General features: G+C 64.4%; 11 protein-coding genes. 7 read left to right on the forward strand and 4 right to left on the reverse strand.

The window, feature by feature from the left end; genetic code table 11:
* Positions 1 to 3: 3 nt before the first annotated feature.
* Genes xdhA through xdhC form a run of 3 tightly spaced genes read left to right on the forward strand, consistent with a single transcriptional unit; the run spans position 4 to position 4,942 of the window.
* Positions 4 to 1,485 (forward strand): xanthine dehydrogenase small subunit, encoded by a 1,482-nt coding sequence (xdhA, locus tag EN804_RS27075; RefSeq protein WP_135921752.1) that lies wholly within the window; start codon positions 4 to 6, stop codon positions 1,483 to 1,485.
* Positions 1,485 to 3,848: a xanthine dehydrogenase molybdopterin binding subunit gene (gene xdhB / locus EN804_RS27080; RefSeq protein ID WP_135921753.1), complete on the forward strand. Its 2,364-nt coding sequence runs from the start codon at positions 1,485 to 1,487 to the stop codon at positions 3,846 to 3,848. The genes xdhA and xdhB overlap by 1 nt, the downstream gene beginning before the upstream one ends.
* 59 nt (positions 3,849 to 3,907) lie before the next feature.
* Positions 3,908 to 4,942: a xanthine dehydrogenase accessory protein XdhC gene (gene xdhC / locus EN804_RS27085; RefSeq protein ID WP_127872925.1), complete on the forward strand. Its 1,035-nt coding sequence runs from the start codon at positions 3,908 to 3,910 to the stop codon at positions 4,940 to 4,942.
* Here xdhC and EN804_RS27090 read toward each other — a convergent pair.
* From EN804_RS27090 to EN804_RS27100, 3 genes are all read right to left on the reverse strand, one after another.
* Positions 4,939 to 6,183 (reverse strand): LLM class flavin-dependent oxidoreductase, encoded by a 1,245-nt coding sequence (locus tag EN804_RS27090; protein ID WP_127872926.1) that lies wholly within the window; start codon positions 6,181 to 6,183, stop codon positions 4,939 to 4,941. The two genes, xdhC and EN804_RS27090, sit on opposite strands and share 4 nt — an antisense overlap.
* Entirely contained in the window at positions 6,180 to 7,175 is a 996-nt protein-coding gene (locus tag EN804_RS27095) for an LLM class flavin-dependent oxidoreductase (RefSeq protein ID WP_127279468.1), read from the reverse strand. The genes EN804_RS27090 and EN804_RS27095 overlap by 4 nt, the downstream gene beginning before the upstream one ends.
* 378 nt (positions 7,176 to 7,553) lie before the next feature.
* A complete protein-coding gene (locus tag EN804_RS27100) occupies positions 7,554 to 8,474 on the reverse strand; it encodes a LysR family transcriptional regulator (RefSeq protein WP_127872927.1) in 921 nt (306 codons plus the stop codon).
* A 136-nt stretch (positions 8,475 to 8,610) separates the two neighbouring features.
* Here EN804_RS27100 and EN804_RS27105 point away from each other — a divergent pair, with 136 nt between their 5' ends.
* The 4 genes from EN804_RS27105 to EN804_RS27120 all read left to right on the forward strand — a co-directional run bounded on the left by EN804_RS27105 (position 8,611) and on the right by EN804_RS27120 (position 13,001).
* Complete coding sequence (locus EN804_RS27105; RefSeq protein WP_127279466.1) at positions 8,611 to 9,828, forward strand: urate hydroxylase PuuD; 1,218 nt, start codon at positions 8,611 to 8,613, stop codon at positions 9,826 to 9,828.
* A gap of 2 nt (positions 9,829 to 9,830) precedes the next feature.
* Complete coding sequence (guaD, locus tag EN804_RS27110) at positions 9,831 to 11,144, forward strand: guanine deaminase (RefSeq protein ID WP_135917005.1); 1,314 nt, start codon at positions 9,831 to 9,833, stop codon at positions 11,142 to 11,144.
* Positions 11,145 to 11,220: 76 nt separating this feature from the next.
* Entirely contained in the window at positions 11,221 to 11,724 is a 504-nt protein-coding gene (locus EN804_RS27115) for a heme-degrading domain-containing protein (protein WP_135882803.1), read from the forward strand.
* On the forward strand, positions 11,721 to 13,001 hold the full coding sequence (locus tag EN804_RS27120; protein WP_135921754.1) for a glycerate kinase: 1,281 nt from the start codon (positions 11,721 to 11,723) through the stop codon (positions 12,999 to 13,001). Before EN804_RS27115 ends, EN804_RS27120 begins: the two co-directional genes overlap by 4 nt.
* Before the next feature lie 250 nt (positions 13,002 to 13,251).
* Here the strand turns inward: EN804_RS27120 and EN804_RS27125 are convergent, their stop codons facing one another.
* Complete coding sequence (locus tag EN804_RS27125; protein WP_135882805.1) at positions 13,252 to 14,721, reverse strand: UdgX family uracil-DNA binding protein; 1,470 nt, start codon at positions 14,719 to 14,721, stop codon at positions 13,252 to 13,254.

The following is a 14,721-nucleotide window of genomic DNA, read 5'->3' on the forward strand; positions in this document are numbered from 1 at the left end:
GGCATGGCCAAGGTCAATATCCGCAACGAAATCCGCTTCATTCTGAATGGCAGGGATGTCGCGCTGTCATCCGTGGCGCCCGACGCGACCCTGCTCGACTGGTTGCGGCTCGACCGCTCGCTGCGCGGCACCAAGGAAGGCTGCGCCGAAGGCGATTGCGGCGCCTGCACCGTGCTCATCGGCAGGCTTTCGGCCACGGGGCTGGTTTATGAAACCGTCAACGCCTGCATCCGCTTCCTCGGCTCGCTCGATGGCACCCATGTCGTGACGGTCGAGCATCTGCGCGGTGTGTCAGGCCGGTTGCATCCTGTGCAGCAGGCGATGGTCGATTTCCATGGCTCGCAATGCGGCTTCTGCACGCCGGGTTTCGTCATGTCGCTCTACGGCCTGTGGATGAAGTCGCCGGACCCGTCGGACGCGGCCATCGAAAAAGCCTTGCAAGGCAATCTCTGCCGCTGCACCGGCTACGAAGCGATCATGCGCGCCGCGCACGCCATATCGAGCTATGGCAAGGCGGCGAAGGACCCGCTGGCGGCGGAGCGCCGGGACATCACGACACGGCTGCAGTCGTTGCGCGATGGCGCCAGGATCGAGATTGGCTCCGGCAGGACGCGGCTGGTCGTGCCGGCCGACGCCGACGATTTCGCTTCTGTCTTCGAGAAGGAACCCACCGCGACGGTCGTCGCCGGTTCGACCGATGTTGGCCTGTGGGTGACCAAGCACATGCGCGATATCTCGCCGGCGATCTTCATCGGCAATCTGCCGGGGCTTTGCGCCGTCACGGAAGAAAACGGCGTCATATCGATTGGCGCCGGCGTGACCTACACCGAAGCCTTTTCGACGCTGTCGAAACGCATCCCTGCGTTGGGGCCGTTGTTCGACCGCATCGGCGGCGAACAGGTCCGCAACATGGGCACGATCGGCGGCAATGTCGCCAACGGCTCGCCGATCGGCGACACGCCGCCGCCCTTGATCGTGCTCGGCGCACGGCTGACATTGCGCAAGGGCAAGAAGCGGCGCACGATCCCGTTGCAGGACTTCTTCATTGCCTATGGCAAGCAGGACCGCCAGCCGGGCGAGTTCGTCGAGGCCGTGCACGTGCCCGTGCCGGCAAAGGACGTGAAATTCGCCGTCTACAAGGTCACCAAGCGCCGCGACGAGGACATCACCGCGACCCTGGGTGCCTTCTGTCTGGCCCTGGCCAAGGACGGCACGGTGGCCGATATCCGCATCGCTTATGGCGGCATGGCGGCAACGCCGAAACGGGCGTCGGCTGTTGAGAAGGCGCTGATAGGCAAGGCCTGGAACGAAGCCACGGTGGAGGCCGCGATGGCCGAATACGTCAAGGACTTCACGCCGCTCACCGATATGCGCGCGACCGCCGAATATCGAGCGCTGGCAGCGAAGAACCTTTTGTTGCGCTTCTACGTGGAAACCACCGGCACCAAGGCGCCGTTCCAGGTATCACGCAACGAGGCGGCCTGATGAACAAGCACGCATCATCAAACCTCAAGGCCGAGAAGATCGTCGGCGGCGTCGCTACCGACCAGCGGCATGATTCCGCCCACAAGCATGTCAGCGGCGGCGCCGTCTATATCGACGACATGCCGGAGCCGGCCGGCACCCTGCATGCCGGCCTTGGCCTGTCCAAGGTGGCGCATGGCGTTCTGAAAAGCGTCGACCTCTCGGCGGTGCGCGCGGCCCCTGGTGTCGTCGACGTGCTGACTTATGCCGACGTGCCGGGTGAGAACGATGTCTCGCCCAGCAACATGCATGACGATCCGGTTCTGGCGGAAGGCAAGGTGCAGTTCTTCGGCCAGCCGATCTTCGCGGTGATTGCCGAGACGCGCGAGGCAGCCCGGCGCGCCGCGCGCCTGGCCAGGATCGAATATGACGAGCTTCCCGCCGTGATCGACATCTGGGACCTTGATCCGGCGAAGGACAAGCAGGTGACCACGCCGCTGATCTTGCGGCGCGGCGATGCGGCTGCGGCAATCAAGGCAGCGCCCCGCCGCATCAAGAACCGGATGTGGCTCGGCGGCCAGGACCATTTCTACCTCGAAGGCCAGGTGTCTCTCGCCATCCCCGGCGAGGACGACGAGGTCACCGTCTATTGTTCGACCCAGGGGCCGAGCGAGACGCAGCATCTGGTCGCCCACACGCTTGGCGTGCCGAGTAACGCGGTGACGGTGGAAGTGCGCCGCATGGGCGGCGGCTTCGGCGGCAAGGAAACGCAGGCCAACCAGTGCGCCGCGATCGCCGCGATCGCCGCCAAGAGGCTGAAGCGGGCGGTCAAGATCCGGCTCGACCGCGACGAGGACATGACCGCCACCGGCAAGCGGCACGATTTCGCCATCGACTACGAGGTCGGCTTCGACGACGACGGCAATATTCTCGGCGTCGATTTCACTTACGCCTTGCGCTGCGGCTTCTCCGCCGACCTGTCCGGCCCGGTCGGCGACCGTGCGCTGTTCCACTGCGACAACGCCTATTTCTATCCCGCGGTGCTGGCCAAGTCCGCGCCGCTCTACACCAACACCGTCTCCAACACCGCGTTCCGCGGCTTCGGCGGCCCGCAAGGCATGGTCGGCGCCGAGCGTGTCATCGACGAGGTCGCCTTCGCGGTCGGCAAGGATTCGCTCGAAATCCGCAAGCTGAATTTCTACGATCCGATGGAAGCGATCGGCGGCCGCAACGTCACCCCTTATCACCAGAAGGTCGAGGACTGCATCATCCAGCGCATCGTGGCGGAACTGGAAGACAGCGCCAACTATGCGCGCCGCCGTCGCGAGATTTCCGCATTCAACGCCAACAGCCGCTTCGTCAAGCGCGGCCTGGCGCTGACGCCGGTCAAGTTCGGCATCTCCTTCACCAAGACCGAGGCCAACCAGGCCGGCGCGCTGGTGCATGTCTATGCCGATGGTTCGGTGCACATGAACCATGGCGGCACCGAAATGGGGCAGGGCCTGCATCTCAAGGTGGCGCAAGTCGTTGCGGAGGAGTTCCAGATCGACCTCGATCGCGTGAAGATCACCGCCACCACCACCGCCAAGGTGCCCAACACCGCGCCGACGGCTGCGTCCTCGGGCGCCGACCTCAATGGCATGGCGGCGCAGAACGCGGCGCGCCAGATCCGCCGCCGGCTGACCGACTTCGCCGCCGAGAAATATCAGATCCCTGTCGACCAGGTGTTGTTCCTGCCAAACCGGGTGCGCGTCGGCAACCAGGAGGTCAGCTTCAACGATCTGGTCAAGCAGGCCTATATCGCACGTGTGCAGCTCTCGGCCGCCGGCTTCTACAAGACGCCGAAGATCCACTGGGATCGCAGCAAGGGCCAGGGCCACGCCTTCTATTACTACGCCTATGGCGCGGCCTGCGCCGAAGTGTCGGTCGACACGCTGACCGGCGAATATGTCGTCGAGCGCGCCGATATCCTGCACGACTGCGGCCGTTCGCTGAACCGGGCCATCGACCTCGGCCAGGTCGAGGGCGGCTTCATCCAGGGCATGGGCTGGCTGACGACGGAGGAACTGTGGTGGGACGACAAGGGCCGGCTGCGCACGCACGCGCCGTCGACCTACAAGATTCCGCTGGCGTCGGACCGACCGAAGATCTTCAACGTGGCGCTGACCGACTGGTCGCAGGCCTATGAGCCGACCATCCATCGCTCCAAGGCGGTCGGCGAACCGCCGCTGCCGCATGGCATGGCGGTGCTGCACGCGCTGTCGGACGCAGTGGCCAGCGTCGCCGACCACAAGATCTGCCCGCGTCTCGACGCGCCGGCGACACCCGAACGCGTGCTGATGGCGATCGAGCGGCTGAAGCGGGAGGCTTCAGAGCCTTCCTGAGGCCAAAACGTGCAAATCGCGCCGAAAAATACTATATTTCCTGGATGGAAGTGCAGGCGATGAACTCGAAGGTTCAAGAGCTGAAAGTGTTTCTCGACCATGCCGGTCGGGTCGCGCTTGTCGAAGTTGCGGCGGCAAAGGGTTCGACGCCGCGCGAGGCCGGTGCGTTCATGCTTGTCTCGCCATCGGCGATTTTCGGCACCATTGGCGGCGGTCAGCTCGAATATATGGCGATCGATAAGGCGCGGCAGATGCTGGGCTCTTTGCGCTCCGCATCTTTCAGCGAGTTTGCCGATGTCGGCGCCGCCCCTCATCCGCCTGCCGGCACCTTCTCCCCGTATAGTGACGGGGAGAAGGGAAGCGGCCGTAACGCCGGCGACCCCCTCTCCCCGTCCTTACGGGGAGAGGGTAAGGGTGAGGGGCAGCGCGACGCTGACGAAGCTGGCGTCACGCTCGACGTTCCGCTCGGGCCGGAAATCGGCCAGTGCTGCGGGGGTCGGGTCAAGGTGTTGATCCGCTTGGTCGACGGCACAATCGAGGAAAAGCTGATGGCGCACGCTGAATCGGAGGAGGCGCATCTGCCGCATGTCTATATCTTCGGCGGCGGCCATGTCGGCCAAGCGCTCGCGTCGACCATTGCGCTTCTTCCCGTGCATGGCGTCGTCATCGAGACACGCGCCGAGGCATTGGAAGGCATGCCGGAAACCGTCGAGACGCGGCTGACGCCGATGCCCGAGGCAGAGCTGCGCAACGCCCCGGCCGGCACCGCCTTCGCCGTCCTTACGCATGACCACGCGCTCGATTTCCTGATCGTCGCCGAAGCGCTGAAACGCGACGACGCGGCCTATGTCGGCATGATCGGTTCGAAGACCAAGAAAGCGACCTTCAGGCACTGGTTCCTGAAATCGGCCGACGGCACGGAGACCGAATTCGCCCGCCTCGTCTCGCCGATCGGCGGCGACGCCGTCAAGGACAAGCGTCCGCCGGTTATTGCCGCGCTCGCCGCCGCCGAGATCATGACGGCGCTGGTCATCCACAATGCGGCTTCGAACGCAGAGCATCACGCTCCGCATGACAGGGTGACCGCCGGCTAGCTCGGTCGCCTGAGGCCCAGATGCGCGCGCAGCGTGGCGCCTTCATACGCCTTGCGGAACAGGCCGCGCCGCTGCAGTTCCGGCACGACCAGCGTGGCAAAGGCATCGAGTTCGCCGGGAAAATAAGACGGCATGACGTTGAAGCCGTCGGCGGCACCGCCTTCGAACCGCGCCTGCAACTCGTCCGCCACCTGGACCGCGGTTCCCACGATGCGCCAATGGCCGCGCGCGCCGGCGAAATGCCGCGCCAGCTGGCGAATGGAAAGGCCATCGCGGCGCGATTGCTCGACGACCAGGGCCTGCCGGCTTTTCATGCCCTCGCTCTCGGGCAAGTCGGGCAGTGGACCGTCGAGCGGATGGCGCCAGAGGTCGGATATGCTGAGATAGCTGGACAGCAGCGCCACGCCGACGTCGTCGGGGATCAATTCCTGCAATTCCTCGAATTTTTCGCGGGCCTCGGCTTCGGTCTCCGCCACCACGGGCGCGACACCGGGCATGATCTTGATGTCATCGGGTTCACGCCCATACGCCGCCATGCGCCCCTTGAGGTCGTCGTAAAAGGCCTTCGCTTCCTCGAAGGTCTGTGCCGCCGTGAACACCACGTCGGCGGTGCGGGCGGCGAGGTCGCGGCCGACGTCGGAAGCGCCGGCCTGGACCATGACAGGCGCGCCTTGCGGCGAGCGCGGCAGATCGAGCGGATCGCGGACCGAAAAACTCTGTCCGTCATGGCCTGCCTTGCCGCGCCACAACCCTGTCACCGCCTCGGCGAACTCGCGCGCCCGCTCATAGCGGTCGGCATGAGGCTTGAGGCCGGCTGCGCCGAAATTGGCGGCTTCGATCTGACTGGCCGAGGTCACCAGGTTCCAGCCGGCCCGGCCGCCGCTCAGGTGATCGAGCGAGAGGAAGGTCCGCGCCAGGCCGTAAGGTTCGTTGTAGCTGGTCGACGCGGTGGAAACGAGGCCGATGCGGCTGGTCTGGACAGCCAGCGCCGAAAGCAGGCTGATCGGCTCGAAGCCGATCGAGCGCGACGTCTGGCTGGCAATGTCGACATTGGCCTCGCGCAGGCCGGCGGCGTCCTCGCAGAAGATCATGTCGAACTTCGCCGCTTCAGCCGTGCGCGCCAGCGCCATGTAGTGATCGATGTCGATGCCAGCTTTCACATGCGCCTTCGGATGGCGCCAGGCGGCGATGTGATGGCCCGTCGCCCACAGGAAGGCGCCGAGCTTCATTTGCGCGGTCATTGGTCACCTCCGCCGGCAAGGCCGAGATGCGAGCGCAAGGTGGTGCCGGGATGGTTTTCTCGAAGCAGCCCGCACCGCCGCAACTCCGGAAGAACACGATCGATCAAATCGTCGAACACCGAAAGCTGCGCCGGCAAGCGGATGTTGAAGCCGTCGCAGCTCTTAGAGAAGGATTTTTCTTCCAGCCTGTCGGCCAGCCCGCTGACGCCGTCAGCGGTGAGCGAGATATCAGCCAGTATCTTCACCGCATCCGGCTCGCGCCCACAGGCGGAAACCCGGCGCTTCAAATCACCATGACACGCCTTGTCTTCTGCCGCCGCCCGTTCGTCCAGCAGAACGACATCGGCGGTGCGGGCGGCAAAGTCGAGGTCGCCTTCGGTGAGATCGGACAGCACCAGCACCGGCGCGTCCTGCGGCGACCGCGCGACATTCAGCGGCCCGCGCACGGAGAAGAACTCGCCCTTGTGGTCGAGCAGGTGCATTCCTTGCGGATCATGGAAGCGGCCGCCGTCCCTGTCGAACAGCAGCGCGTCCGCGTCCCAGCCCTGCCAGAGCCCTTGAACGATGCCGATATATTCCTCCGAGCGGCGGCGAAAATCATCGGCTGAAAACCCGTCGGGCCGGCTGAAATTGGCGGCCTCTCGCGGTGTCTGCGCCAGCGTCGCGTTCCAGCCCGCGCGGCCATGGCTGATCATGTCGAGCGAGGCAAAGCGGCGCGCGAGATTGTAGGGCTGGTGAGCGATCGTCGAGGCGCTGGCGACGAGACCGATCTTTTCGGTCACGGTCGCCAGCGCGGCGATGAGAGTGGTCGCCTCGAACGGACTGCTCGGCGCGGCGCCATGCGGCGCGGAGTCGTCGAGGATGATCATGTCCAGCCCCGCCGCCTCGGCCTCCCGGGCGAAGCCGGCCAGATCGCTGAAAGTGAGCGCTTGCCCGGTTGCGAGGGCAATGTTGAGCGAAGCGGCCAGATGCGTTGTGGCGCCGTCGGTCATGGATGGTTCCTGGGGGAAGGCATGCGGGAACTATGTTCGCCGCATGCCCCAATGGCAACCGCTGGCGCTGGGCCAACCGCCGGCCATGTGCCGGCCAGCAGTCACGTTTCGGCTGGCTCTCAAACACCTCGAAAATTAGCTGAAACATCCGCCGCGTCGTCATCCACGGGCGGAGCAGCCGCGAAGCGGCGTCGCGCAGACCCGAGGATCCATGCCGCGGCGTCAAGGCGCTGCCACGGTGCAGAATTCTGCTCCGTTGCACTTTACGGCGAAAGTCACGGAATGGGTCCTCGGGTCTGCGCTCCGCTTCGCGTCGCTCCGCCCGTGGATGACGAAGTCGCGGGCCTTCGGCCGATCCCGTAGCAACGCGACCGCCCCTCACTTGCCCGCCAGAATGTCCTTGATCAGCCTTTGGCAACGCTCGGCCATGAAGTCGAGCAATAGCCGCACCTTGGGATCCTGCAGCTTCTTGTGCGGATAGACGGCGGCGAACTGCACCGGCGTTGGCGGGGTGCTGGTCAGGATCACTTTCAGCCGCTGGTCGCGGATGAACGGCTCGACCTCGAAGCGCGGTTTGTTGATGATGCCGCGCCCCGACAGCGCCCAGCCGGTCAGCACGTCGCCATCATCGGTGTCATAGGGCCCATGCACCTCGAATTTCTGCGGGCCGGTGGGCGTTTGCAAGGTCCAGACATATTCGCGCGCGCCGGAATAGCGCAGCATCAGGCAGTCATGCTTCCTGCCGATCAGCTCCTGCGGCTCCGTCGGCTCGCCGCGCGCTTCCAGATATTTGGGTGCGGCGACCAGCACGCGCTCGCATTCCATGATGCCGCGCATCCTGAGGCTGGAATCCTCGATGATCCCTAACCGGAAGGCGACGTCGATGCCTTCCTTCATGATGTCGACATTGTGGTCCGAGAGCCTCAGCCGCACCTCGACGTCAGGGTATTTGTCGTGAAAATCGGGAATGCCCGACGCCACCAGCCGGCGCCCGAGGCCGAGCGGTGCGGTGACGCGGATGGTGCCACGCGGCTGGCCGGACAGCGCCGAGACGGCCGCTTCCGCCTCGGTGATCGCCTCCAGCACCTGCTTGGCGCCGGAATAGAAAACAGTGCCGTGCTCGGTCGGCATCAATTGCCGGGTGGTGCGGTTGAACAGCCGCACGCCGAGATGCTTCTCCAGTTCCTTGATGCGGTTGGAGGCGACCGCCGGCGAAATGCGCATGTCGCGGCCGGCCGCCGACAGATTGCCAAGCTCGACGACGCGGACAAAGACGGCGATGTTGTCGAGATAGGCCATGCGGATCGGCACCCTTCACCGGTTTGCGGTGATCAACCTAGTATTTTCCATTTTTTTTTGAAAGTCATCGTACACCTCGCCTCTTTTCGTTTGCGCCCCACACCGTAAAGTCATCGGATCGGCAGGGACGATTTCAATGATGGATTTCGCGATTTTCTGGGACTGGCTGAGCTTCGCCGTGCGCTGGCTGCACGTCGTTACCGGCATCGCCTGGATCGGCTCGTCCTTCTACTTCGTCGCGCTCGATCTTGGCCTGCGCCAGCGGCCCGGCATGCCGGTCGGCGCCTTCGGCGAGGAATGGCAGGTGCATGGCGGCGGCTTCTACCACATCCAGAAATACCTGGTGGCGCCGGCCGAGATGCCCGAGCACCTGACCTGGTTCAAATGGGAATCCTATGCCACCTGGCTGTCCGGCTTCGCCATGCTGTGCGTGGTCTATTACGCCGGAGCCGATCTGTTCCTGATCGATCCCAATGTGCTGCCGATGTCGGTGCCGGTGGGCATTCTGTTGTCGATGGCCACGATCGGCGTCGGCTGGGTGGTCTATGATCTCCTGTGCCGCTCGCCGCTTGGCAAAAGCGACACCGGCCTGATGCTGGTGCTCTATTGCGTGCTGGTCTTCATCGCCTGGGGGCTGACGCACCTGTTCACCGGCCGCGCCGCCTTCCTGCATCTGGGCGCGATCACCGCGACGATCATGTCGGCCAATGTCTTCATGGTCATCATTCCCAACCAGAAGATCGTCGTCGCCGACCTCATCGCCGGCCGCAAGCCTGATCCGAAATACGGCAAGATCGCCAAGCAGCGCTCGCTCCACAACAATTATTTGACGCTGCCGGTACTGTTCCTGATGCTGTCGAACCACTATCCGCTGGCATTCGGGACTGAGTTCAACTGGGTCATCGCCTCGCTGGTGTTCATCATCGGCGTCCTCATCCGCCACTATTTCAACACCGTGCACAAGCGTGCCGGCAACCCGCACTGGACGTGGCTCGGCGCCCTTGTCCTGTTCATCATCATCATCTGGCTGTCGACCGTGCCGAAGGTGCTGACCGGTGAACCGAAGGTGTCCGCCTCGGCGCAGGTCTATATCGCCTCGGCGCATTTCCCGGCGGTGCGCGACACCGTTCTCGGCCGCTGTTCGATGTGCCATGCGGCCGAGCCGGTCTATGAAGGCATCTATCATGCGCCCAAGGGCGTGATGCTCGACACCGACGCCGGCATCGCCGACCATGCCCGCGAGATCTATCTGCAGGCCGGCCGCAGCCACGCCATGCCGCCGGCTAATGTCAGCCAGATCACCGACAAGGAACGGGCGCTGCTGGTCGCCTGGTTCGAAGGCGCGGGGAAATAAGCATGACCTCGACACTTCTGCGCGGCCGCACCCTGTCCTTCGTGCGCTGGCCGCAAACCATCGACGACCACTCAGCCTGGCGCTACGAGGAGGATGGCGGCCTGCTGATAAGCGATGGCAGGATCGTTGCATCAGGCGCCTATGCCGATGTCGAGAAACAGGCCGGCGAGGGCGTCAAAAAGATCGACCATCGGCCGCATCTGCTGCTGCCGGGTTTTATCGATACGCATGTGCATTTCCCGCAGATGCAGGTCATCGCCTCCTATGGCGCCGAACTGCTCGACTGGCTGAACACCTACACCTTTCCCGAGGAAACAAAATTCGCCAACGCGCAGCATGGCCGCCGCATCGCGCGGCTGTTTCTTGATGAAACGGTGCGCCACGGCACAACGACGGTTGCCGCCTACTGTTCGGTGCACAAGGCCTCGGCGGAAGCCTTCTTCGCCGAGTCGCACGCGCGCGACATGCTCAACATCGCCGGCAAGGTGATGATGGACCGCAATGCGCCCGAAGGCGTGCTCGACACGCCGCAGACCGGCTATGACGACACCAAGGCGCTGATCAAGGAGTGGCACGGCAAGGGGCGGCAGCACTATGCCATAACGCCGCGCTTCGCCATCACCTCCTCGCCGGAGCAGATGGAGATGGCCGGCGCGCTGTGCCGCGAACATCCCGACCTGCACATGCAGACGCATCTGTCGGAAAATCACGCCGAGATCGCCTTCACGCAACAGCTTTATCCCTGGTCGCGCGACTACACCGACGTTTACGAGCACTATGGGCTGCTGGGCAAAAAGAGCCTTTTCGGCCACTGCATCCATCTGTCGGAGCGCGAGGCGGACGCGCTGGCGGACAGCGGTTCGGTGGCCGTGTTCTGTCCAACCTCGAACCTGTTCCTCGGCTCGGGCCTGTTCGACTACCAGCGCTTTCGCCGCCGCGACAAGCCGTTGCGCATAGCGGCCGCCACCGATGTCGGTGGCGGCACCAACTATTCGATGCTGCGCACCATGGACGAGGGCTACAAGGTGATCGCCCTGAACGGCGAGAAGCTCAACCCTTTCCAGTCCTTCTGGCAGATCACGCGCGGCAATGCCGAGGCGCTATCTGTCGTCGAGAAGATCGGCACGCTGGAGGAAGGCACCGATGCCGACATCGTCGTGCTCGATGCGAGGGCAACGCCGGCCATGCGGCTCAGGATGGAAACGGTCGAGACGCTGGCGCAGGAACTGTTCCTGCTGCAGACGCTGGGCGATGATCGAGCCGTGCGCGAGGTCTATGTCGCGGGGCGAGCGGCCAAGAGCGACATCGCAATTTAGCGCTGCGGTGTGTTGCCTGCTTGACCCGGCGGCAGCCATCGGTCAAAGCGTGCGGCGAAGTTGACAGGGGAACGACATGACCGTTGCTGACGACATCGCTCTGATCAAGAAACAGGAAGAGACCCTTGTCTTCACGGCCTTCGACGAGGCCGTCGCCTTCAAGCTCGGTTCGGCGATCCGTGATCGCGCGCTGGCTGAGAACCTGCCCGTTATCGTCGACATCAGGACTTTCGACCGGCCGCTCTTCTATGCCGCCATGCCGGGGTCGAATGCATCCAATCCCGACTGGGCGCGGCGCAAGATCAATGTCGTCAAGCGCTACCTCAAAAGCACCTACCGTCTGGTTCTGGAGCAGCAGCGTCCCGACCGCACCTTCAAGATCGGCGAGGGGCTGGATATTGCGGACTATGTGCTCGCCGGCGGTGGCTTCCCGGTCGCGGTCAAGGGTGCCGGTGTCATCGGCGTGATCGCGGTGTCCGGCCTGCCGGAGCGCCAGGATCATGGCGTGGTGGTCGATGCGCTGTGCGATCACCTGGGCATAGACAGGCGCAAGCTGGCGTTGTCCGCGGACCCCGAATGACCGTGCCCGATCCCAAGGTTTTTCTTACCTCGATCTTCAATGCCGCCGTCGCCGCCGCCGATCCGGAGCGCACCATCCGCGACCATTTGCCGGCCAGACCCAGGGGCCGCACCATCGTCATCGGCGCCGGCAAAGGCTCGGCACAGATGGCGGCGGCCTTCGAGAAGGTCTGGGACGGCCTGATCGAAGGGCTGGTCGTCACCCGCTACGGCTATGGCGCCAGATGCGAGCGCATCGAGATCATCGAGGCCGCGCATCCGGTGCCGGACGCCGCCGGGCTCGAGGCCTCGCGGCGGCTGCTGGAGAAAGTGCAAGGGCTGACAGCGGACGACCTGGTCGTGGCGCTGATTTCCGGCGGCGGTTCGGCCCTGCTGCCGTCTCCGGCCGCCGGCCTGACGCTGGCCGACGAAATTGCCGTCAACGAGGCGCTGCTTGCTTCCGGCGCGCCGATCGCGGCGATGAACACCATCCGCAAGCATCTCTCCGCCATCAAGGGTGGCCGGCTGGCCGCTGCCGCATGGCCGGCCAAGGTGGTGTCGCTGGTTGTCTCCGACATCCCCGGCGACAATCCGGCCCTGGTGGCGTCCGGCCCGACCGTTCCCGACACTGGCAGCCGTGAAGACGCGCTGGCGTCGATATCCGCCTATGGCATGAAACTGCCGGACGCGGTCATGGCGCACATCCAGTCGCCGGGGGCCGACGCACCAGGTCCCGACGATCAGCGCTTTGCGCGCAACGAGGTGCATCTGATCGCCTCGGCCGGCGTATCACTGGAAGCGGCGGCGGCGGAAGCGAGGCGGCAAGGCATCGAAGCCGTCATACTCTCCGATGCCATCGAGGGCGAAGCGCGCGAGGTTGGCGGCGTCCACGCCGCCATCGCCCGCGAAGTGGCGACCCGCAACCGACCGTTCTCGAAGCCGGTGCTGATCCTGTCGGGCGGCGAGACGACCGTAACGCTCCGTGCCCCCATTGACGGCATAAGGGGCAAGGGCGGCCGCAATTCGGAATTCCTGCTCTCCTTCGCCATCGGCATCAATGGCGCAGAGGGTATTCATGCCCTTGCCGCGGATACCGACGGCATCGATGGCTCCGAAAACAATGCCGGCGCCTTCGCCGACGGTTCGACCGTTTCGCGCATGCGGGCGGCGGGTGTGGATGCCAAGGCGATGCTGGCCGGCAACAATGCCTGGACGGCCTTCAATGCCGTCGGCGATCTCTTCGTGCCCGGCCCGACCGGCACGAACGTCAATGATCTCAGGGCAATTCTCGTCCGTTAAAGGCTGGTGCGTCCCCTCTCCCAAACGCAAGCGCTGCCCCTCATCCGCCTGCCGGCACCTTCTCCCCGTATAGTGACGGGGAGAAGGAAGCTAACTGCGTCTTGGAGCTTTTTCTTGCAACGATGGTGATTGACGAAAGCGCAGGGCACAGCCCCTTTCTCCCCGTCACTACACGGGGAGAAATGTCCGGCAGGACAATGAGGGGCGGCGCCAACCGCTCGATCCTTATCCAGCGCTCGGACCTGATGGATCAAGTCGACATAAGCTTCCTCACCTGCTTTATATCCTGCAAAAACCGCTCGCGTTCGGCTTCTTTATCGGCGTGATCCCGGATGCGCAGGATGAAGGAGGGGTGGATGGTGATGAAGACGCGCAAGCCATCCTCGCGTTCGATCACCTGGCCGCGCATCTTGGTCACCGGGATCGCCTTGCCAAGCAGCGACAGCGCCGCCGTCGCACCGAGCGCCACGGCGAGATTCGGCTTGATCAGGTCAAACTCTTGGTCGATCCACCAGCGGCAGGCTTGAACCTCGCCGGCATTCGGCTTGGAATGGATGCGGCGTTTTCCGCGCGGCTCGAATTTGAAGTGCTTGACGGCGTTGGTGACATAGACCGCCAGGCGGTCGACCCCGGCATCGTCCAAGATTGCATCGAACACTTTGCCCGCGGGGCCGACGAATGGCTGGCCGGCGAGGTCTTCCTGGTCGCCCGGCTGTTCGCCGACAAAAATCACCTTGGCATTGTCGGGTCCCTCGCCGAATACAGTCTGCGTCGCATCGCGCCAAAGCGGGCAGCGGCGGCAGCCCTTCGCCGCTTCGCGCAACTCGGAAATCGAGCTGGCGTCATCTTCTTCGGAGATCTCCGCCGGCTGGGGCTTCGGCCAATGCTTTGCCTGCACCTTGGCGTGGTGCGGCGCGGGCGTTGTCGGCATCTTCGCAATCATATCTCTGGCGGCCTTGTCCGCTCCCGCGATCAAGTCAGGAATGAGCGAGGCCTCGGGAAGGTTCCGCCAATATTTCTTCGGCATCTCCTTCTGCATGGCCTTCACCTTCAGCCGCGCCGGATTGAAGATGTTCGCGAAATAGGTCCGCCACAACATCTCGGTGTCGTCCTGGTCAGGCGCGTCGGTCTTGGCGGCGCCCGGTCCGATCGCTAGCCTTTCGCCATCCCAGTCGGCGGAGGCGTAAGGCGTCAGGATCGTCCAGCGCATGCCGGTAAAACGCCGGACGAAGAAATCCGCATTGCGCTCGACGATGAAATGGTCGGGCTCGAACCAGGCGACATAGCGTTCCTCCTCGCCATCGCCGATCTTCCGGAAGCGGACGAAGGCATGCATCTTGTGGCTATCGCGCCGCACCGCCTTTTCCATCGCCTCGAGCCGCCTGGTATCGGGATCCGATGCGATCGCCAGCAGCTTGGGCTCCGCACGCAGCCGCCACAACAGCCGGTAGAGGAAGGCGAAACGGCCGGGGTCGCAATGGCAGAAGGCGGTTTCGGCATGGCCGATGAAATCGCGCGGCACAACGAGCTGCGCGCCCTGCGGCACGTCAGGCAAATCGCTTTGCGGCCGGTCGCAACCGGCTGCGACATGCCAGCCGATATCCTCGGGTCTGACCTCATTCAGCGCCAGCCGCCGAGCCGCGTCGCGCCAGCCGGCGAAATCGGTCTGGCTTTCAAGCCAAACTGTGTAGCGGGTGAGGTCGAGCTCCCCTGGCCGCAT

The sequence above is a fragment of the Mesorhizobium sp. M8A.F.Ca.ET.161.01.1.1 genome (assembly GCF_004792105.1).
Classification (GTDB): Bacteria; Pseudomonadota; Alphaproteobacteria; order Rhizobiales; family Rhizobiaceae; genus Mesorhizobium.